This is a genomic window from Micromonospora sp. NPDC048935 (genome assembly GCF_043197875.1).
In the GTDB taxonomy this organism is placed as follows: domain Bacteria; phylum Actinomycetota; class Actinomycetes; order Mycobacteriales; family Micromonosporaceae; genus Micromonospora.
In genome coordinates this window covers 241969-262651 of record NZ_JBICTZ010000007.1, presented here as the reverse complement: position 1 = coordinate 262651, position 20683 = coordinate 241969, and the positions used below count along the sequence as shown (strand labels likewise).

The window sequence follows — 20683 nt, the reverse complement described above, 5'->3', positions numbered from 1 at the left end:
GACCGGCGCACCCCGCTGACCAGCGGAATGTGCCGCCGGGTGGGTGATGCCCCGTTTGAACCCCATCGGGACGGGAAGCCGGGCCGCGTGGTGAGCGAAAGAGGCAAGGTGGGGCCGGTGCACAAGGTGCACAAGGGGCTCACGGCCGATGGTGCCGGTCTCGCCGGCGACCGGGTCGTGGCCGCGGGCAGCGCCGCCCGGGTGTTGGTCGCCGCCACCGCCCGGGCCCTGCGTGGGGCGGACTGCGCCGACCTCGGGCACCCCGGGCCGACGTCGCGGTTCCCGGGCGCCCCGGAGCCGGTACGCCGCGCCGCGGTCACCCGCGCCGCCGGTCGGGTCGCGCTCACCGTGGCCCAGGCCGACGAGGTGGACGCCGCCCGGGTGGCCCGCTGGTTCGTCGACCAGTACCCCCGCCGGCGCTACCCCGGGGTGCTGATCGGCTCACCACACGGCGCGGCGGCACACCTCGCGGTGGCTCTCGGCGTGCCGTGGTTGCCGGCTGGCTTCGAGATGACCGTGCACTGGTCCGACGGCGCGGTGGACCGCCCGGCGGACGCACTGGAGCACGGTGCGGCACTCGCCGTGCGACTGCTCGCCGGCAACGCCGACCTGCACCTGCGCCAGGTGCACTGCCCGGCCAGCCGGGGCCCGCTGACCGGGGCCACCGTGTCGCTGACCGCCGCGTGGACGGCCCTACCGGCCGCGTACGCGCAGTTTCTGGCCGACCGGCTGGTCCCGGGTGCCCCCGTCCTGCTGGTTCGCGACGCGCGCACCTGGCCGGTGCTGGAGCGCACGCCCGGCCACAGCTTCCAGGTCGGCTGCCCGGCCAGCGGGCTGGACCCGGTCGACTTCCACCCGGACAGCCACGCGCTGCGGCAGGTGCTGCGCTCCGCCGGCGGTGACGCCGCCCGCTGGGAGCCACCGGAGGTGTCCGTACCGTCGGGTTACGCCGAGCACGGCGTCCACCCGGGCTTCGAGCCGGCCCTGCGGGACTGGTCCGCACGGCACGAGCACCCGCTGCACCGGGTGCTGGTGCCCCGGCCGGCGGCACTGAGCGCGGGCGTGGCCGACCTGTACCGGCGGTGGCTGCGCGCCGCCGGCAAGACCGGTGACCGGTTGGTGGTGGAGTGCGGCCGGCTGCTCGACCCGTGGCAGGTGGTGCGGGCGGGGCTGGTGCCGTACTGGTGTGAGAACGCCACCCGGCGCAGCGTCGACGAGGCCGAGTGGTGGTTGGCCGGCAGCGAGGCGTTCAGCTCGGTGGACGTGCTGCCCGAGCCGCCCGGGATGCGCTCACCGGCCCTGGCCGGGCTGCCGCAGTGGCTGGCGGTGGCCGGTTTCGGGCGGCGGCGTCGGGCGTTGGACCGCACCACGGCCCGGGGCTACCCGGTCACCTCGGTGCCCACCCGCCGGGCCACCGAGGTGCTGCGTGCCCAGCCGTACGACCTGCCCGCGCCGCCTCCCCTGGGGGCCGCCGAGGCGCTGGCCGTGCTCCGGGACAGCGGCGGCCACCAGGGGTTGCTGGTCTCCTGAGGCGGAGCACGCCGAAACTTCCTCGCGAACCCGGGGTCCCGTGATTGAGTACCTACGGAGCGGGAACATCGCTGGCTGCGACGGCCTGATTGCGCTGCGTAGAGGCGGTGTCGCCCGCTGGCATCCCAGTCACTGACCCACTTTTCCGGCCCGGTGCGTGGCTCGACCACGCGCACGACCGGTTTCCCGATCCGGGCGGGGGACCTTCCTGAGGGAGGCGCGGATGTTCGGACAGACGAGCACGACCACGACCACACCACCACCCAGCGAGCGGGGTCTGGAGGACCTCGACGCGGCGGCACTGGCGTACGCGGCCCGGATCGCCGGGCTGCCGCCGGAGCGGCGGGGGGAGGCCCGCGACGACCTGGTGCGCTTCGCGCTGCCATTCGCCGGAAGGCTGGCCCGCCGGTACCGGGGGCGTGGGGAGCCGCTGGAGGATCTGGAGCAGGTCGCCCGGTTGGGGCTGGTCAACGCGGTCGACCGGTACGACCCGGAACGGGGCTCGTTCACCGCGTACGCCGCGATCACCATCGTGGGGGAGATCAAACGGCATTTCCGGGACCGCACCTGGGGCGTACACGTGCCCCGCCGGCTGCGGGACCTGATCCTCGAGGTCGGGCAGGCCACCGCCGCACTGACCAGCGAACTGTCCCGGGCGCCGTCGGTGGCCGAGCTGTCGGCCCGTCTGGAGACGCCGGAGGAGGAGATCCTCGCCGCGCTGGAGTCGGCCGCCGGCTACAGCCCGGCCTCCCTCAACGCCCCGGTGGGCGGTGAGAGCTCCGCGGAGTTCGGTGACCTGGTCGGCGAGTCGGACAACGCCCTGGAGTCGGTCGACGACCGGGTGACGGTGAGCGGTCTGCTGCACCGACTGCCCTGGCGCGAGCGGCGGATCCTGGCGATGCGCTTCTACGGCAACCAGACCCAGGCCGAGATCGCCGCCCGGTTCGGCATCTCGCAGATGCACGTGTCCCGGCTGCTGTCGCGGGCGCTGACCTGGCTGCGTCAGGCGATGCTCGCCGACGCGCCGCCGCCCTGGCAGAACGGTGCCGCCGAACCCGACCCGGGCAAGACCCGGATCTCGGTGAAGCAGAACGGCGACCGGGTGGTGGTCGAGGTCGGCGGCGAGATCGACCGCGACGGCGCGGACCAGTTGCGCCGGGCCATGCTGGAGGCGGTCACCGGCCAGCCCAGCGAGGTGGTCGTCGACCTGGTCGGCGCGGGTGGGTTCGACGCCGGTGGGATCGCCGCGCTGATGGCGGGACGGGACGCGGCCGAGCGGACCGGCGTGCCGCTGCGGCTGACCCGGGTCCAGCCCGCGGTACGCCGCTCGCTCACCGCCGCCGGCCTGGCACCCGCCCGCGACTGACCCACCGCAGGTGCCGTCGGGGCGGTACGCACCGACCGACGACGCGACGAGGGCCGACACCGCCGGGTGTCGGCCCTCTCGGCGTACGCCGATCAGTGTTCCTCGGGGTTGCCGTCGCTGTGCGGGTGCCGCCAGCGTTCGTGCGGCTTCGGCGCGTCCTCGGCGTCCTCGGGCGCGTCGCTCTGCTCGAAGCTCGGCCGGCGGACGCCCTCGGGCTCCGGCACCTCCACCGGCCGGGCACCCGAGCGTGGTGCCGGCTGGTAGTCGGTCGCGTCCCGGGCCCCGTGCGCGCCCTCGGCGGCCGGCGACTCCGGAATGTGGTGCTCCATCCGCAACTCCTCGGCGAAGTGCTGCGGCGGCTTGGTGGTGCGCTGCGGCAGGTCCCGGCCCAGATCGGCGACGAGCGGGCCGTACTTCAGGTCGAAGGCGGGGCGCTCGGAGCGGATCCGGGGCATCCGGTCGAAGTTGCGCAGCGGCGGCGGACAACTGGTGGCCCATTCGAGGGAGTTGCCGAAGCCCCACGGGTCGTCCACCGTCACCACCGCGCCGTACCGCCACGACTTCCAGGCGTTGTAGATGAAGAACAGCGTGGACAGGCCGAGGATGAACGCGAAGATGCTGGAGACGGTGTTGAGCGTGGTGAATCCGTCGCTGGGCAGGTAGTCGGCGTACCGCCGGGGCATGCCCTCGGCGCCCAGCCAGTGGTGCACCAGGAAGGTGCCGTGGAAGCCGATGAACATGGTCCAGAAGTGCGCCTTGCCGAGCCGCTCGTCGAGCAGTCGCCCGGTCATCTTGGGCCACCAGAAGTAGTAGCCGCCGAAGAGGGCGAAGACCACCGTGCCGAACACCACGTAGTGGAAGTGCGCCACCACGAAGTAGGTGTCGTGGGTGTGCCAGTCGACCGGCGGGCTGGCCAGCAGGACCCCGGTGAGGCCGCCGAGCAGGAACGTGACCAGGAAGCCGATGGCGAACAGCATCGGTGTCTCGAAGGTGAGCTGGCCCTTCCACATGGTGCCGATCCAGTTGAAGAACTTCACACCGGTGGGCACGGCGATCAGGTAACTCAGGATGCTGAAGAACGGCAGCAGCACCTGGCCGGTGGCGAACATGTGGTGTGCCCAGACCGTCATGGACAGCACGGTGATCGCGACGGTGGCCAGGACGATCCCGGTGTAGCCGAACAGCGGCTTGCGGGAGAAGACCGGGATGATCTCGGTGATGATGCCGAAGAACGGCAACGCGATGATGTACACCTCGGGGTGACCGAAGAACCAGAACAGGTGTTGCCAGAGCATCGGGCCGCCGGTGACCGCGTCGTACACGTGCGCGTTGAGCAGACGGTCGGCGGACAGCGCCAGGAGCGCGGCGGCCAGCAGCGGGAAGACCAGGATCACCAGCACGCTGGTGAACAGCATGTTCCAGGTGAAGATCGGCATCCGGAACATGGTCATGCCGGGCGCGCGCAGGGTGAGGATCGTGGTGATCAGGTTGACCGCGCCGAGGATGGTGCCGAGCCCGGAGAGCACCAGGCCGAGCACCCACATGTTCGCGCCCACCCCGGGGGAGTTCTCGACGCTGCTCAGCGGGGTGTAGGCGGTCCAGCCGAAGTCGGCCGACCCCTGCGGGGTGAGGAAGCCGGCGACCACCATCAGTCCGCCGAACAGGTAGAGCCAGTAGGCCAGCGCGTTGAGTCGGGGGAACGAGACGTCCGGTGCGCCGATCTGGATCGGCACGATGAAGTTGGCGAACCCGAACGCCGCCGGCGTGGCGAACAGCAGCAGCATCACCGCGCCGTGCGAGGTGAAGAGCTGGTTGTACTGCTCCGAGGAGAGGAACTGCAACCCCGGGCGGGCCAGCTCGGCGCGCATCAGCATCGCCTGCAACCCCGCCAGCAGGAAGAACCCGAAGGAGGTCAGGAGGTACAGCAGGCCGATCTGTTTGTGGTCGGTCGTGGCGAGAAACCTGATCAACGAGCTGCCGGGGACCGGTGCCCGGACCGCTCCGGGGAACCCCCCGAAACGGGCCGGTGCCAGGATCGCCGGGCCCCGATCGCGACCGGGTTCCGTGGTTACCCGCTTGGGCATGGCTGCTCACCCCGTCGTGACGGCAGAAAGGACGGGCGTGCCTACCCGACCTTCCCACCATGTAACCAGGCCAGAGCGGTAATTTCGGTCAGATCGCCGGTACCGGTGCAGGCACCGCGAACGCTCACGTTGCCGGCAGCATCGCCCAGACGGCCTTACCCTGGCCGGCCGGCACGCTGCCCCAGCGCTGGGTCAGCTCGCGTACCAGCAGCAGACCCCGCCCACCCTCGGCGCGCAGGTCCGTGCCGCCGGGCCGGGCCTGGGCACGGCTGCCGTCCACCACCGCCAGGTGCAGATAGGGCCGGCGCAGGGTCACCGTCACCTGCATCGGGGTGCCGGCGTGCCGGACCACGTTGCCGACCAGCTCGCTGAGCACCAGCGCGGCCGGGCCGGACGCGTCGGGCAGATTCCACCGCGCGCACGCGTCGGTGACCAACTCCCGGGCACGCCGGCAGGCCCCGGCCACCGGCTCCAACCGAGCCCGCATCCGCAACGTGGCCATCGTGCCGGCCACCCGGGTCGCTTCGGCGCAGCTCGGAGACACCGGGACCACCCGGCAGGTGGTCGTCTCGGCCAGCCACCGTTCGGCGACCGGCGACGGGGAGCAGAGCACCACCGGTACGGCCGGCCACTCCTCGGCCCGCCGGGCGGCCGCGGCGAACACCGACAGCGCCAGCCGGTCCCGGACGTCGACCTCGGTCAGATCGACCACCAGCGCCTCGGTCTGGTCGACGAGAGCGTCGTTGAGCGCCTCATGCACCGAGCGCATGGTGCCCAGGTCCAGTGCGCCGCGGAGCCGGACGACCGCCACCGGTGCCGTGGAGCGCACGTCGCAGGTGATCCGGCTGGACATCGTGCCCTCGATTCGCTGCTGGGGTCGGGATCTGCCAACTACCCGAGTCTCTGCCGCGCCAAACCGGCACCGGCGGCGGGGCGACGCGGGTCACGCCTCGCGACGGCAGGGTCACCGACGGGAACGCCCGGTGAGGACACCCAGCGCGACCATGCCCAGGCCGAGGCCCAGGTGCAGCCAGTCGTCCGCGTCGTTGACCGGGAGGACGTTCGCCCCGGTGTCGTGGTCCACCGCCAGCCCGTAGAGCCACAACACCAGGTAGACGGCACCGCCGCCGATCAGGAACGCCCGGGCACCGCTGACCGTCCGGGCCAGCACCAGCCCGGCCACCCCGAATGCCAGGTGCACCAGGTTGTGCAGCACCGACACCTGGAAGACGCCGAACAGGTACGCGCCCGAGCCGTGCCCGGCGAACCGCAGGGCGTCCGTGCCGCTGGTGATCCCCGGCACGAAGCCCAGCGCGCCGACCAGCAGGAACAGCACCCCCACCGAGGCCGCCGCGCGGCGTACCGGCGGCTTGCCGTCGGCCGGGTTGGGCCGCGCCCGGGAGTGCGCCATCGATCCGACCATCACCGGCTCCTCGCTGCGCGGCGGGCATGAGGCTGCGGGGCTACCCGCTGCCGCCACCCCCAAACCGCGCCTTGGCCGTGCCGCCGGTTTCGGCCGGGCCGCCGGTCAGGCCGGGAGCAGCCTCGGCTCGCTGGCCAGGTGCCGGACCCGCTCGTACAGCTCCAGGTAGCGCTGCGCCATCACCGCGGGGGTGAAGCGCTGCGCGGCCACCCGCCGGCACTCGTCGGGGTCGAGCGACTCGGCTCCGAGTACGAGGTCAGCCAGCTCCTCCTCGTCGGTGGTGAGCAAGCCGGTGCGGCCGTGCTCGATCAACTCCGGTAGGCAACCCCGGGCGGTGGCCACCACCGGCGTGCCCAGGGCCAGCGACTCCACGACCGCCGTCCCGCCCGGCTCCTCCCAGCGCAGCGGGAACAGCGACGCGCGGGCACCGGCGAGCAGGTCGTCGCGCTCCTGGCCGGCCACGGTGCCGATCCAGCGGACCAGGTCGCCATCGACGTGCGGTGCCACCTCGTCGAGGAAGAACCGCACGTCCGGGTTCTGTCGGGCCTCGTCGCCGGCCGCGGCGAGATCGGCCGGCCGATGGTACGGGCCCACCGGGCCCGCCAGCACCAGCGGAAGGCCGACGCGGTGCGCGAGACGGGCGCCCACGTCCTGCCCCTTGCCCGGGTTGATCCGACCCAGGATCAGCAGGTGCCTGCCCTTGGCCGGCATCGGCTGCCGGTCGGCGTCGACGGCGAGCGGGGTGGACAGGTGCACGTGCCCCACCGAGTGCTCCCGCAACGCCAGTGGGGCTCGGGCCAACTGCGACGCGGAGACGCCGTTGACCCGGACCCGGTCGCCGCCGTCCAGCCCGCCGTAGAGCGCCGGGTGCTTGGCCAGGTCCCAGTGCAGGGTGTGCAGGGTCGGCGGACCCGCCGGGCCCATCGCGGCGAGCGTGGCCAACCCGACCGCCTCCACGTGGTCGTGCACCAGGTCGATGTCATCGCGGGCATGCAGCTCCCGGACCACCCCGGCCAGGTGCGCCTGGGCGATCCCGCAGACCTGGTTGTACGGCCGCTGCAACGCGGCGAACTGCCCGTCGGCGAAGACCGACACCCGTTCGTCCACCGGCAGGGTGCTGCTGCCCACCGAGGCGAGCACCACGCGTACGCCGAGTCGCCGCAGCTCCGGCACCAGCGTGGCGATCACGTTCTCGATACCGCCGTAACCGGGCGGTGGCACCGACAGCCACGGGCCGGCGTTCATCAGCACGGTGAGGCTCATCGTGCCCGTCCCCTCCGGCCGGTGGTGCCTCCGGTTCGCGGGCGCGGGGCTCGCAGGACCGGCTCACTCCTCGCGCTCACGCGGCGGCCACCCGGCGGCGGGGCACCCGGTGGCGCAGCTCGGCCAGTGGCGGGCGTTCCTCGATGGACACGTCGCTGACCACGATCTCGCGGTCGAGGTTGGGCAGCGTGTCGGAACCGCCCCGACGGAACTGGGTCAGCAACGCCTCCGGTGTCAGCCCGGGGGCCGCCCACCCGCGCCGCTGCAACCGGGACCAGGCGGTCAACATGATCTGGGCGGACATCCGGCCGAGGGCCGCCGTGTCCTGGTGGCGGTGCTTGCGCTCACCGAGGTCGACCTGCGCCATCGCGTCCAGGCCGACCAGGTCGAGCAGATCGATCATCATGGCCGTCTCCACCCCGTACCCGGAGACGAACGGCACCCGGGCCAGCGCGTCCCGGCGGCCCGCGTACTCGCCGGCGAGCGGCTGCACGAAGCCGGCCAACTCGGGCCAGAAGAGGTTGAGCAGTGGTCGGGCCATCAGCTCGGTCACCCGGCCGCCGCCGTCCTGCTCCACGCTGGCGGCGCCCACCAGGGGCCGGTGGTAGAAGCCCTTGACGAAATCGACCGAGGGATCGGTCAGCAGCGGACCGAGCAGTCCGCTCACGAAGTGCGGGCGAAACTCACGCAGGTCGGCATCGATGAACGCCACCACGTCACCCTCGGCGGCGGCCAACCCGGCCCAGAGCGCGTCGCCCTTGCCGGTCAGCCGGGGCAGCCCACGGGTCATCGCGTCCTGGCTGACCACCTCCGCCCCGGCGGCGCTCGCCACCTGCGCGGTGCGGTCGGTCGACCGCGAATCCACCACGATCAGCTCGTCGACCAGGGCGACTCGATCCATCAGGTGCTCCCGGATGGTCGACACGATCGCGCCGACGGTGGCCTCCTCGTTACGGGCCGGCAGCACCACACTGACCCGGGTCGATCCCTTGGCCCGCATCAGTCGACGTGCCGGCCAGTCACCGGCCGACGTCGTCCGGTACGTGGCCCACGCCTCCACCACCGGTGACACGCTCGTTGTCATATCCCGCACGGGCACCCCTCCATTCGTGCGTGGAAAAACCGAATTTGGTTGTTCCCATTCGCCGGCACGCTCTAACCGCTCTCTTGGCAACAGCTTGATCACAAGGGTGACGCTTGCGCGTTCCCGGGGGATGAACGTTTGATTGCGCACGCCCCAGGGGACTGCTCCCATCGCAGAAGAAACGTCGGTAAAGGGGTGTCGGATGCGTGTATGCCGGGTGGGTCTGGTCGGAGCCGGCGGGGTGGCACAACGCCACGCGCGGGTGCTGGCCTCCTTTGACGACGTCGAGGTGGTCGCCGTCGCCGACGTCACACCGGAGGCGGCGTCCGCGCTCGCCGCACAGCACGGCGGGCGATCCTGCGCCGACGTCGCCGAGCTGCTGGCCACCGGCCCGGACGCGGTCTACGTCTGCGTGCCGCCGTTCGCGCACGGCCCGGCCGAGGAGGCCGTGCTCGCCGCCGGCGTGCCGATGTTCGTGGAGAAGCCCGTCGCGGTCGACCTCGACACCGCCGAGCGGATCGCCGAGCGGGTCGCCCGCAGCGGGCTGCGTACCGCCGTCGGGCACCACTGGCGATACCTCACGGTGCTCGACGAGGCCCGCCAGTTGCTCGCCGACCGTCCGGTGCGGATGGTCAGCGGCGCCTGGCTGGACAAGGTGCCCCCGGTGGCGTGGTGGTCGCGGCGGGACCGCTCCGGGGGCCCGGTGGTCGAGCAGGCCGCCCACGTGCTGGACCTGATCCGGGTGCTGGCCGGGGAGGTCACCGAGGTCACCGCGTACGGCAACGGCACACCGCCGCCGGTCGACGGCGCGGACATCGACTCGGTGACCACCGCCGCCCTGCGCTTCGCCGACGGCGCGGTCGGCACGCTCAGCGCCGCCTGCGTGCTCGGCTGGAAACACCGCGCCGGTGTGGAGATCCTCGCCGACGGGCTGGCCCTCGCGCTCACCGAGGACGGCCTGACGATCCGCGACGCCGACGGTGAACGACACATCCCCGCCGACCCGGAGGCCGCCCGGGTGGCGGTGGACCGCGCCTTCGTCGACGCCGTACGCGGCATCGGCGACGACATCCGCGTCCCGTACGCCGAGGCCCTCGCGACCCAACGGCTGGCCCTCGCGGTGGCCGACTCGGCCCGCACCGGCGCGACCGTGCGGCTCGCCGCCCCCACCGCCCCGGCGGTGCTCAGCGCGGGGGTGACAGTCGATGCGTGAGAAGGTCGTGGTGGTCACCGGCCCCGGCCGGGTGGAGCTGGCAGAGCAGGACGCCGCCCCGTTGCGCCCCGGCACGTTCCGGGTCGAGACGCTGTTCAGCGGCGTCTCGGCCGGCACCGAACTGAGCTACGTCAAGGGCACCAACCCCTACCTCAACGTCACCTGGAACGCCGACCTGGGGCTGTTCCAACCGGGCGCGGCGAGCACGCCGTACCCGGTGACCCGGCTGGGTTACATGCAGGTCGGCCGGGTCGTGGAGAGCGAGACCCCGGCCGTCGCGGTGGGCGCGGTCGGCGCGATGACGTACGGGCACCGCACCGGCTGGCTGGCCGACCCGGTCGCCGAGCGGTTCGTGCCGCTGCCCGAAGACCTGGATCCGCTGCTCGGCGTCTACGTGGCGCACATGGGCCCGATCTGCGCCAACGGTCTGCTGCACGCCGCCGCCGACCTGCACGGCACGGACGTCCGCACGCTCGGCGACGGCGTACGCGGCCGACGGGTCGCCGTGGTCGGCGCGGGCGTGGTGGCGCTGCTGACGGCGCTGTTCGCCCAGCGCAACGGCGCTGCCTCGGTGGTGGTGCTCGACCCCACCCCGCAGCGCCGCCACGTCGCCGAGGCGCTCGGCCTGGAAACCCTCGACCCGGACGCGGACGATCCGGCGGTCGTGCTCAAGACCCGCTGGGCGCACACCGCCGGTGACCGGGGCGCCGACGTGGTGTTCCAGTGCCGGGGGCAGGCGTGGGCGTTGCAGCTCGCGCTGCGGTTGCTGCGGCCCCAGGGCACCGTCATCGACCTCGCCTTCTACCAGGGCGGCGCGGACGCGGTCCGGCTCGGTGAGGAGTTCCACCACAACGGGCTGTCGCTGCGCTGCGCGCAGATCGGCCGGGTGCCGCGCGGGCTGGCCCCCACCTGGGACCGCGAGCGCCTCTCCGCGGAAACCGTCGACCTGCTCCGGACCTACGGGGACGTGGTCCGCAAGCACGTCGTCTCGGCGGTGGTGCCGTTCGACGAGGCGCCCACCCTGCTCACCGACCTGGCCGAGCGTCGCCGCCAGGAGCTCCAGGTGGTGCTGTCCACCTGACCCGCCGCGCCGGAGCGCGCCCGCCGGGGTGACGGGGCGGACTACCGTTCCCGGCATGAGCAGCTCCACGCACGGGTCGGCCGGCGGCACCTCGGCGCGCCGGCCGACCGACCGCAGCTTGACGGACCGGCCGGCCGGCGACACCGCCGCGGGTCGGCCGGTCGGTCTGGGTGCGCTGCTGCCGTACCTGCGGGAGCACACCGGCACCCTGGTGGTGGTGGGCGTGCTGTCGCTCGTCGGCGCGGCGGCGTCGCTCGCACAACCGCTGCTCACCCGGTCGGTGCTCGACCGGATCGGCGCCGACCACCCGGTGGCCGACCTGGTGGCGGTGCTGGTGACCCTCGTGGTGCTCGGCGCGGTGATCGGTGGGCTCCGCGACTACCTGCTGCAACGCACCGCCGAGGGGTTGGTGCTGGGCACTCGGCGCCGGCTCGCCGGGCACCTGCTGCGGCTGCCCATCGCCGAGTACGACCGCCGGCGTACCGGTGACCTGCTCTCCCGGGTCGGCTCGGACACCACCCTGTTGCGAGCGGTCGTCACCTCCGGGCTCTTCGAGACGGTCACCGGGGCGGTGACGGTGGTCGGCGCCGGCACCGCCATGGTGCTGCTCGACCCGCTGCTGTTCGGCGTCACCCTGCTCGGGGTGGCGCTGGGGCTGGGCTTCGCCGCCACCTTCGCCCGCCGGGTCCGGGCGCTGGCCCGAACCGCCCAGGAGCGGATCGGCGAGATGACCTCGGCGGTGGAACGGGCCATCTCGGCGGCCCGGACCATCCGGGCCAGCCGCGCCGAGACCCGGGAGACGCAGACCGTCACCGGCAGCGCGCGGCAGGCGTACGAGGCGGGGCTGCGGGTGGCCCGGGTCCAGTCACTCGTCGGCCCGATCGGCTCGATCACCGTGCAGGGCGCGTTCCTGCTGGTGCTCGGCATCGGTGGGGCGCGGGTCGCCGCCGGGGCGATCTCCGTCGGTGACCTGGTCGCCTTCGTCATGTACCTGTTCCTCCTGGCGCTGCCGCTGGGTCAGGTGCTGCGGGCGTACACCCAGTTGCAGTCCGGTCTGGGTGCCCTCCAGCGGATCGAGGAGATCCTCGCCGTGCCCGCCGAGGGCGCGGACGACCCGCCGGCGCCCGCCGCCGTGCCGACGCCCCCGCGCCGGCCCGCCCCGATGATCGAGTTCGACCGGGTGAGCTTCGGGTACCCCGGCGGTGAGCCGGTGCTGCACGAGGTCAGCTTCGCCGTGCCCGCCGGGACGCGTACCGCGTTGGTCGGCCCCTCCGGCGCCGGCAAGTCGACGCTGCTCGCCCTGGTCGAGCGCTTCTACGAGGTGAGCGCGGGAACGATCCGCATCGACGGCCACGACGTGCGGGCCGTGCCCCGCGACGTGCTGCGGGCCCGGCTCGGCTACGTCGAGCAGGAGGCCCCGGTGCTGGCTGGCACGCTGCGCGAGAACCTGCTGATCACCACGCCGGACGCCACCGACGACCGGCTGCGTGAGGTCCTCGACGAGGTCAACCTGGGCCACCTCGTTCAGCGCACCCCGCACGGCCTGGACGTGCAGGTGGGCGAGGGTGGTGTGCTGCTCTCCGGGGGTGAGCGGCAGCGGCTGTCCATCGCCCGCGCGCTGCTGTCCGGCCCGCCGGTGCTGCTGCTCGACGAGCCGACGAGCAACCTCGACTCGCGCAACGAGGCCGCGCTGCGCCGCGCCATCGACGCGGTGGCCGTCCGCCGCACCCTGTTGATCGTGGCGCACCGGCTCGCCACAGTTGTCGACGCCGACCAGATCGTCGTCCTCGACGGCGGCCGGGTGGTGGCCGTGGGCACGCATACCGAGTTGACCGCCACCGACCCGCTCTACCGGGAGTTGGCCAGCCACCAACTGCTGGTCGGCTGACCGTCGCCGTCCGAGGTCGACCTGCTCCCTTCGCAGGGTGCGACCTGCTCCCTCCGCAGGGGTCGGCCTGCTCAGTCCGCCGGGGGGCGACCTGCTCCCTCCGCAGGGGTCGGCCTGCTCAGTCCGCCGGGGGGCGACCTGCTCCCTCCGCCGGGCGCGGCCTGCTCAGTCCGCTCGGTGTCGACTTGCCGGCGGCCGGGCCGCGCAAGCCGGCCGGAATCGCGTACCGTTGCCGCTCATGGGTGTGTCGCAACGGTTCAAGAGCAAGTTCCGGCGCTTCCTCCAGCGCCCCGGCTCGACCGTGGATCTTGCTCCGCTGGAGAAGCTGCTGCCGGCGATCGAGGCGCGTGCGGACGATCTCGCCGCGCTCGACGACGCCGAGTTGACCGAGGCCGCGGGTGCCGCCGTCGGTTATGAGGAGATCTGCGCCGTCGGCCGCGAGGCCGCCCGCCGTGGTCTCGACCAGCGGCCGTACGACGTGCAGCTGATCGGCGCCATGTCGCTGCTGTCCGGCAAGGTCGCCGAGATGGCCACCGGTGAGGGCAAGACGCTGACCGCCACGATCGCGGCGTACGGGCATGTCCGGCTCGGCAACGGGCCGGTGCACGTGCTCACCATCAACGACTACCTGGCCCGCCGTGACGCCCAGTGGATGGAGCCGGTCTACACCCTGCTCGGTCTGACCGTCGGCTGGGTCAACGAGGCGTCCACCCCGCAGGAGCGGCGCGAGGCGTACGCCTGCGACGTCACCTACGTCTCGGTGAGCGAGGCGGGCTTCGACTACCTGCGCGACCAGCTGGTCACCGACGTGGCCGACCGGGTGCAGCCCGAGCTGGCCACCGCGATCGTCGACGAGGCCGACTCGATCATGATCGACGAGGCGCGGGTGCCGATGGTCCTGGCCGGCGCCGTGCCGGGCGAGCAGGACCCGGTGCACGCCGCCGCCGCGCTGGTCCGCGGGCTGCGCAAGGGCAAGCACTACACGGTCGCCGAGGACGGGCGCAGCGTGGCCTTCACCTCCGCCGGCCTGGCCGCCGTCGAGGCCAAGCTCGGTATCGACCTGTACGACGAGGAGCACGTCACGCAGCTCTCCGCGGTGCACGTGGCGCTGCACGCGCACGCCCTGCTCAACCGTGACGTGGATTACATCGTCCGGGACGGCTCGGTCGAGCTGGTCGACGAGATGCGCGGCCGGGTGGCCCAGCGCCGCCGCTGGCCGGACGGGCTCCAGGCGGCGGTCGAGGCCAAGGAGGGCCTGGACGCCACCGCCGAGGGCGAGGTGCTCGGCACGATCGCCGTGCAGGCGTACATCGCGCTCTACCCGAAGGTCTGCGGGATGACCGCCACCGCGGTGCTGGTCGGCGACCAGCTGCGGGAGTTCTTCGGCCTTGAGGTCGCGGTGATCCCACCGAACACCCCGTGCATCCGCGAGGACGAGCCGGACCGGATCTACGCCACCCGGGCGGAGCGGGACGAGGCGCTGATCGACGAGATCCAGCGCTGGCACGCCAAGGGGCGGCCGATGCTGATCGGCACACTGGACGTCAAGGAGTCCGAGGGCCTGGCCGCCGGGCTCAACGCCGCCGGGGTGCCCTGCGTGGTGCTCAACGCCAAGAACGACGACGAGGAAGCGGCGATCATCGCCGAGGCCGGCGCGTACGGCGCGGTGACCGTCTCCACCCAGATGGCCGGCCGGGGCGTCGACATCCGGCTCGGCGGCAGCGACCAGAGCGACCAGGAGCGCGTCGCCGAACTGGGCGGGCTCTACGTGATCGGCAGCGGCCGGCACGACAGCCGTCGGGTGGACGACCAGCTGCGGGGCCGGGCCGGCCGGCAGGGCGACCCGGGTGGCTCCGTCTTCCTCGTCAGCCTGGAGGACGACCTGGTCGTCCGGCACGCCGCCGACTCGGTGCCGCCGTCGCCACGGATGAACGCCGACGGCCTGGTCACCGACGAGCAGGTGGACTACGCGGTGGAGCACGCCCAGCGGGTCGCCGAGGGCGTCAACCACGAGATCCACCGCAACACCTGGCGCTACAGCGTGGTGATCGAGCAGCAGCGCAAGGCGCTCGCCGCCCGCCGGGAGCGGCTGCTGACCAGCGACGTGGCCGCGGTGATGCTGCTGGAGAAGGCACCGGAGAAGGCCAGCGAGATGGACGAGGACCTGCTGGCCCGGGTGGCCCGGTCGATCGCGCTCTACCACCTGGACCGGCTGTGGGCCGAGCACCTGGCCGAGCTGTCGGAGGTCCGGGAGGGCGTGCACCTGCGCGCGTTGGGCCGGCTCGACCCGCTTGACGAGTTCCACCGGGCCGCCGTGCCGGCGTTCAACGACCTGATCCCGGAGATCGAGGCCCGCACCCTCGCCACCTTCAACGAGACCGAATTCGACGAGGACTGGCAGCCCGACGGCGGCACCCTGGTCCGGCCCACCGCCACCTGGACGTACCTGGTGCACGACAACCCGTTCGGCTCCGAGCTCGACCGGTTGATCGCGTCGATCGGTCGACGACTCAGCGGCGCCTCGCGCTGACCCTGGCGCGATCAGGGCCCCTGTCTCCGTGCGTCCACGGCGGCCGGGGCCCTGATTGCGCCGTTTCGACCCAGGTCACGCAGGGTAGTAGGGCTGGTCGGTTACGTCGGGAGAGAGCAGACCATGACACAGGTGACGATGCCCGCTGGGCAGGCGCGAGGGTGCACGGAGGCTGTGGACCGGTGAACCTCGACACGCGGGAACCGGTGGTGCAGAGTCTGGGCGTCCTGGAAACCGCCGCACTGTTGCGGGAACTGACCGCCGGCCTGATCGCGCTGACCGATTTTGATGAGGCGTTGCTGGCGCTGGTCCGGGTCACCCGTGACGCGGTGGTCGGGGTGCGCTGGTGCGGGTTCACCGCCCTGCGCGCCGGCGAACCGGCCGGCGTGGCCGCCTCCGACGAGCGGCTGGCCGGCCTGGACGATCTGCGACACGGGCCGGACTCGCCGGCGATGAGCGCCATCCGCCGCCGCGAGATGATCCTCGCCGCCGACCTGACCGGTGAGCCCCGCTGGCCGGTCTGGACGGCACGCGCCCGCGACCTCGGCGTACGCGGGGTGATCTCCGCGCCGGTCGACATCGACGACCAGGTGATCGGGGCGATCAACCTCTACGCCGGTTCGCCGGACGTACTGACCCCACAGCACCAGCTGACCGCGATGCTGCTCGCCGAACACGCCGGCCTGCTGCTGGCCGCCGTCCGCGACCGCAACCGGCAGTTCGTGCTCGCCGGTGAACGGGACGCCTCGCTGCTGAACGACGGTGTGGTGGGCCAGGCCGTCGGCGTGATCATGACTCAGCGCGGCTGCCCGCCGGCCGAGGCCCTTGAGGTGCTGCGTGCCGCCGCGTCGTCGTTGGACATCCCGCTTCGGGAGGTGGCCGAGCGGCTGGTCCGGACGGTCTCCCGCCAGCGCGACACCTGACCACCGGCCGGTCGAGCCGTGCTGGTCGGTTGGGTCGTGCTGGTCGGTTGGGCCGTGCTGGTCGGTTGGGCCGTGCTGGTCGGTTGGGCCGTGCTGGTCGGTTGGGCCGTGCTGGTCGGTTGGGCCGTGTTGGCCGGGTTGGCCGGTCGGGCCGTGTTGGCCGGGTTGGCCGGTCGAGCCGTGCTGGCCGGTCGAGCCGCGCTGGCCGGCCGAGCCGCGCTGGCCGGCCGTGCTGGTCGGTCGGGCCGCGCTGGCCGGAGATCGACTCGGGTTTCCTGAAGTCGCGGTGTCCAGGGCTGGTGGATGACCCGGTTTTCTGAAAGCCGAGTCGATCACCCGGCCTGGTGCCCGTTCTCCCCGTTGGTGAGGAGTCGGGCGGTGTCGTTTCACGGTGACCGGGCTCGGGTAGCACTCTGGGGCAGGTGAGGTGCGCCGACCCGGGGGAGGATCCATGCAGAGCCGGCTGCGCGTCCAGGGTCACCCCATCCAGCCGATGCTTGTGACGTTTCCGCTCGGGCTCTTCGTCAGCGCGGTCGTCTTCGACCTCACCGACGTCCTCGGCGGCCCAGCCTTCCTGGGAGAGGTCGGCTACTGGACGGCCGTCGCCGCCCTCGTCGCCGCCGCCCTGACCGCCATGGCCGGAATGGTCGACCTGTGGGACGTGCCGGGTGACCACACCCGCCGCACGGCGGTCGCCTTCAATGTGGTGAACACCGTGATGGCGGCCATGTTCCTGCTCGCCTGCCTGGTCCGGTCGCACTCCCCGCAGCGTGGCGCGTCCGCCGCGATCCTGATCACCGAGCTGGTCGCACTGGCCGTCGGTGGGGTGGGCGTGCACCTGGGCGCCCGGCTGATGCGCCAGTTCGACACCGGCCGCGCCGAGGCCGGCGGCCTGGACACGCTCGCCGGCTCCACGGTGGAGACGTCCCGCCCACGCCCCTGATTCGGCCCACGCCCCTGATTCGGATCGGGGCCCGCCGCGCGGAGCTGGTCGTGTCGGAGTTGGTCACTATCATCCGGGAATGACCACGCCACCGGACACACTTCCGAAGATCGGTGCGCCCGCGACGCGTGCCCTGCACGGCGCCGGCTACACCACGCTGCGCCAACTCGCCGGCGTCCCCCGGTCGGAGTTGGCCAAGCTGCACGGCATGGGCCCCAAGGCGCTCGGCATCCTCCAGGCCGCCCTAGAGGAGCACAACCTGGGGCTCGGCTGAGGTCTGCCACCGCCAGCCAACACCCGTACCGACCCTCCGCGCCGCCCGCCCGCTCTGCGCGACCCGAGGGACGTAGTCAGCGACGGCCGGTCTTTCTTCCGCTCAGCCGCTCAGCCGCCCGGCCCGGCTTGGCCTGGCCCGGCTATGGGTTGGCGCGGCCCGTCGAGCCTGCCTGGCTCATCGATCCTGCGTGGCCCGTCGAGCATGCTCGGTTCGCTGAATTTCCCGGTCCGCCGGCCCGGTCCGCCGGGCCCGGTCGGCCGGGCAGTGGGCAATTGAGTTGCCGGCGCGTGGCCGGCCGGCGAGGCTGATCGCCGTGAACGCCGGGGATGAGGCCGAGGAGTTGATCGCGCAGGGTGCTGCCGCGCCTGTCGACGGTTGGGGTTTCGGTTGGCTTGCCGGCCGGGCCACCGAGGAGCGTCCACCGTGGGGGTACGCCCGGCTGGTCGCGGACCGGATGGCTCGCGTCGACGCGGCACTGGACGTGGACACCGGCGGTGGGGAGGTGCTCGCCGAGGTGCCGCGTCCACCGAGGCTGTTGGTGGCGACCGAGGGCTGGCCGCCGAACGTGGAGGTCGCCCGGCGGACCCTGCGCCGGGTGGGTGCCACGGTGGTGGCGGTGGCCCCGGACGGGCCGTTGCCGTTTCGCGACGCCTCCTTCGATCTGGTGGTCAGCCGGCACCCGGTGCGTACCGACTGGGTGCAGACGGCGCGGGTGCTGCGACCCGGCGGCACGTTCCTGTCGCAGCAGATCGGGGCGGGCACCATGCGGGAGTTGAGTGAGGCGATCCTCGGTCCGCTGCCGCCGCCGACCCAGCGGCACCCCGAGCACGCGGTTGCCGCTGCCGAGGCCGCCGGCCTGCGGGTGGTCGACCTGCGTCGGGCGACCCTGCGCGCGACCTTCGCCGATGTCGGGGCGGTGGTGTGGTTTCTGCGCAAGGTGATCTGGACGGTGCCCGGGTTCACCGTCGACCGCTACCGCGCACAACTGCACGCCCTGCACCACCGCATGGCCAGCGAAGGCCCTTTCGTGGCCCACGCCCAGCGTTTCCTCGTCGAGGCGACCCGCCCCTGACCCCCAGTGCCGATCTGGGCGCGTGACGCGCCCCCGGGCCTCAGTGTTTGTGGGTGCGGTGGTGGGTGGCCAGGATGTCGGCGCCGAAGTCGCTGGCGGGGCGGCGCAGCACGGTGTGCGCGTGGTTGCCGTCGGCGCTGGTGCTGTCGTACTCGATGAGCAGGTCGTCGCCCTGCACCCGGTAGTAGTGCCGCCGGCCGGGCGTCGTCGGGCCGGCCCAGGCGAAGTGCAACGGGCCGCCCTCGACGCGCGCCGCCTCCCGCACGGCCAGCTCGGGCGGCAGCCGGTCCAGGTAGACCGCGACCACCTGGTCGAGCAACGCGCGGCCGGTCGGCCCCAGCCGGTCGGCCGGCACGCCGAGAGGGTCCAGCGGCCCGTCGACCCGCCCACGGGTGGCGCTGATGATGTCCGCCGGAGCCTCGTCGGCGATGATCGCGGCACCCCGCTCGGCCGGCCCCAGCGCGTCGAGCAGTGCCCGCGCCAGGTCCTCCTCCACGCCGAGTGGGCGGGAGACCGGGCGGCCCGCGTACCGGACCGCGGCCGGGTTGGCGCCGAAGAAGATCGGCGCGGGGGAGACCTGGTCGTCCACCACTGTCATGTTCACCGACAGGTGGTGTCCCTCCAGCCGCCACGCCCAGCGGTCGTCGCGTGCCGGATCGCCGAAGACGGCCACCCAGTAGTCACCGCTGTGCCGCCCGCGTTGCCAGTCCTCGGCCCGGTCCAGCACCTCCTCCAGCGAGATGATCGCCATCGCCTGCGCGTACGCGGGGGGGCTGAGCGCGGTGGCCAGCAGCCGGTGCGCGGCCTTGCGACCGGCGATGTCGAGCGCGGCGAGGCAGACGCCGGGTCGGGGTCGGGGCCGGTATTCCAACCAGCGTCGGGCCGGCTCGTCGTCGAACGGGTGCACGGCGGTCTCGCGGGCGGCGGGGTCGAGCGCGGCCAGCAGCGAGGTGCTGGCGGCGCGCATCTGCTCGGGCAGCGGATCTTCCACCGACCCTGTATACCGGCATGTCGGCGTCGGTGTCAGCCGGCGTGCAGCAGCTCCACCATCTCCGGCAGGTCGAAGAACGTCGCGGTCTGCAGGGCCGACGGGTCGCCGTGCGCCGGGTCGGCGCCGGCGGCGAGGAGCGCGCGGACCGCCTCGGTGCTGCTGCGGAAGACGGCGGCGGCCAGCGCGGTCTGGCCGCGGTCGTTGGCCCGGGAGTGGTCGGCGCCGCGATCGAGCAGGGCGGCCACCGTGCCCGGATGGGCATGGTACGCCGCCAGGATCAGCAGCGTGTCGCCCTTGTCGTTGGTGAGGTTGACGGGCAGGCCGGCGTCGAGCTGCGCGGCCAACTCCTCGGTGGAGCCGGCCCGGGCCAGGTCGAACATCCGGTGCGCGAACGCCAGCGTCTCGGCGTCGAGGTGGTCGGTCACCGGTCCAGGCTAGCGCCTGATGCATAAGAACTGGCGGGCCCGGACAACGCCGCCGGATCGCCGCCCGGACTCCGCCTCGGCTCGACCGCCCTCATGAAACAGGTGCTGGTCGCCGCGGTCCTGATAGGTTGCTCGGCCGGTGTGCTGGGGGAGGGTCCGATGGCTGAGACGGTGTACGTGGGCAACGCGGGAGTCGACGGTGCCACCAACGCCGGCTGGCTGCTCGGGCACTTCGCCTCGCCGGGGGAGATCCGGCACAGCGCCGACGTCGAGGTGAAGTGGGGCGTGCATCCGCCCGGGCAGGCCCGCTCGCGGTGGGCGACCGGGGAACGGCGTACCACCCTGCTCGTCCTGGTCGAGGGCTGTTTCCGGGTGGAGTTGCCGGACCGGACGGTACGGCTGGCCGCGCCCGGCGACTACGTGGTGTGGGGCCGCGGCGTGGAGCACTCCTGGTACGCCGAGCGGGCGTCGGTGGTGCTGACCGTGCGCTGGCCCTCCGTGCCCGGCTACCGGGTGGACCCTCCGGTGCTGCGCTGATCGTCGGGGGTGATTCGGCGTCCCACCAGACGGTATTACCTACTAAACCTATA

19 protein-coding genes are annotated in these 20683 nt (G+C 73.0%); 12 read left to right on the top strand and 7 right to left on the bottom strand.

The window, feature by feature from the left end:
* The first annotated feature begins 87 nt into the window (after window positions 1-87).
* Both ACGFIW_RS20900 and ACGFIW_RS20895 read left to right on the top strand, forming a co-directional pair.
* On the top strand, window positions 88-1530 hold the full coding sequence (locus ACGFIW_RS20900) for a hypothetical protein (protein ID WP_393318038.1): 1443 nt from the start codon (window positions 88-90) through the stop codon (window positions 1528-1530).
* 223 nt (window positions 1531-1753) lie between these two features.
* The gene (locus ACGFIW_RS20895) at window positions 1754-2896 is read left to right on the top strand and encodes a SigB/SigF/SigG family RNA polymerase sigma factor (protein WP_393318036.1); all 1143 of its coding nucleotides are present in this window, start codon (window positions 1754-1756) and stop codon (window positions 2894-2896) included.
* 92 nt (window positions 2897-2988) lie between these two features.
* Here ACGFIW_RS20895 and ctaD read toward each other — a convergent pair whose 3' ends face one another.
* From ctaD to ACGFIW_RS20870, 5 genes are all read right to left on the bottom strand, one after another.
* Window positions 2989-4980: a cytochrome c oxidase subunit I gene (gene ctaD / locus ACGFIW_RS20890; RefSeq protein WP_393318033.1), complete on the bottom strand. Its 1992-nt coding sequence runs from the start codon at window positions 4978-4980 to the stop codon at window positions 2989-2991.
* A 124-nt stretch (window positions 4981-5104) separates the two neighbouring features.
* Window positions 5105-5833, bottom strand: a complete 729-nt coding sequence (locus ACGFIW_RS20885) for an STAS domain-containing protein (RefSeq protein WP_393318030.1) — start codon at window positions 5831-5833, stop codon at window positions 5105-5107.
* 111 nt (window positions 5834-5944) lie between these two features.
* On the bottom strand, window positions 5945-6403 hold the full coding sequence (locus tag ACGFIW_RS20880) for a DUF4383 domain-containing protein (RefSeq protein WP_393318027.1): 459 nt from the start codon (window positions 6401-6403) through the stop codon (window positions 5945-5947).
* Window positions 6404-6508: 105 nt separating this feature from the next.
* Window positions 6509-7666 carry a glycosyltransferase gene (locus tag ACGFIW_RS20875; protein ID WP_393318023.1) on the bottom strand — a complete coding sequence of 386 codons (1158 nt, stop codon included), beginning with the start codon at window positions 7664-7666 and terminating at the stop codon, window positions 6509-6511.
* Between the two features lie 76 nt (window positions 7667-7742).
* Entirely contained in the window at window positions 7743-8750 is a 1008-nt protein-coding gene (locus tag ACGFIW_RS20870) for a glucosyl-3-phosphoglycerate synthase (protein ID WP_393318517.1), read from the bottom strand.
* Window positions 8751-8952: 202 nt separating this feature from the next.
* Here ACGFIW_RS20870 and ACGFIW_RS20865 point away from each other — a divergent pair, with 202 nt between their 5' ends.
* From ACGFIW_RS20865 to ACGFIW_RS20825, 9 genes are all read left to right on the top strand, one after another.
* Entirely contained in the window at window positions 8953-9963 is a 1011-nt protein-coding gene (locus tag ACGFIW_RS20865; RefSeq protein ID WP_393318020.1) for a Gfo/Idh/MocA family protein, read from the top strand.
* Complete coding sequence (locus tag ACGFIW_RS20860) at window positions 9956-11044, top strand: zinc-binding alcohol dehydrogenase (protein WP_393318017.1); 1089 nt, start codon at window positions 9956-9958, stop codon at window positions 11042-11044. The genes ACGFIW_RS20865 and ACGFIW_RS20860 overlap by 8 nt, the downstream gene beginning before the upstream one ends.
* Before the next feature lie 55 nt (window positions 11045-11099).
* Window positions 11100-12932 (top strand): ABC transporter ATP-binding protein, encoded by a 1833-nt coding sequence (locus ACGFIW_RS20855; protein ID WP_393318014.1) that lies wholly within the window; start codon window positions 11100-11102, stop codon window positions 12930-12932.
* A 238-nt stretch (window positions 12933-13170) separates the two neighbouring features.
* Entirely contained in the window at window positions 13171-15462 is a 2292-nt protein-coding gene (gene secA2 / locus ACGFIW_RS20850) for an accessory Sec system translocase SecA2 (RefSeq protein ID WP_393318012.1), read from the top strand.
* A gap of 182 nt (window positions 15463-15644) precedes the next feature.
* Window positions 15645-16385 carry a GAF and ANTAR domain-containing protein gene (locus ACGFIW_RS20845; protein WP_393318010.1) on the top strand — a complete coding sequence of 247 codons (741 nt, stop codon included), beginning with the start codon at window positions 15645-15647 and terminating at the stop codon, window positions 16383-16385.
* An 18-nt stretch (window positions 16386-16403) separates the two neighbouring features.
* Complete coding sequence (locus tag ACGFIW_RS20840) at window positions 16404-16664, top strand: hypothetical protein (RefSeq protein WP_393318007.1); 261 nt, start codon at window positions 16404-16406, stop codon at window positions 16662-16664.
* A 172-nt stretch (window positions 16665-16836) separates the two neighbouring features.
* Window positions 16837-17328: a DUF2231 domain-containing protein gene (locus ACGFIW_RS20835; protein WP_393318005.1), complete on the top strand. Its 492-nt coding sequence runs from the start codon at window positions 16837-16839 to the stop codon at window positions 17326-17328.
* Window positions 17329-17407: 79 nt separating this feature from the next.
* Entirely contained in the window at window positions 17408-17602 is a 195-nt protein-coding gene (locus tag ACGFIW_RS20830; protein ID WP_393318002.1) for a DNA-binding protein, read from the top strand.
* Window positions 17603-17918: 316 nt separating this feature from the next.
* A complete protein-coding gene (locus ACGFIW_RS20825) occupies window positions 17919-18677 on the top strand; it encodes a class I SAM-dependent methyltransferase (RefSeq protein WP_393318000.1) in 759 nt (252 codons plus the stop codon).
* A 40-nt stretch (window positions 18678-18717) separates the two neighbouring features.
* On the opposite strand, the gene ACGFIW_RS20820 is transcribed toward ACGFIW_RS20825, so the two are convergent.
* Both ACGFIW_RS20820 and ACGFIW_RS20815 read right to left on the bottom strand, forming a co-directional pair.
* Window positions 18718-19668 carry a DUF3500 domain-containing protein gene (locus ACGFIW_RS20820; RefSeq protein WP_393317997.1) on the bottom strand — a complete coding sequence of 317 codons (951 nt, stop codon included), beginning with the start codon at window positions 19666-19668 and terminating at the stop codon, window positions 18718-18720.
* A 32-nt stretch (window positions 19669-19700) separates the two neighbouring features.
* Window positions 19701-20093 carry an ankyrin repeat domain-containing protein gene (locus ACGFIW_RS20815; RefSeq protein WP_393317994.1) on the bottom strand — a complete coding sequence of 131 codons (393 nt, stop codon included), beginning with the start codon at window positions 20091-20093 and terminating at the stop codon, window positions 19701-19703.
* Between the two features lie 159 nt (window positions 20094-20252).
* Between ACGFIW_RS20815 and ACGFIW_RS20810 the strand changes: the two genes are divergently transcribed.
* Window positions 20253-20630 (top strand): signal peptidase I, encoded by a 378-nt coding sequence (locus ACGFIW_RS20810; RefSeq protein WP_393317991.1) that lies wholly within the window; start codon window positions 20253-20255, stop codon window positions 20628-20630.
* The last annotated feature ends 53 nt before the right edge of the window (window positions 20631-20683 follow it).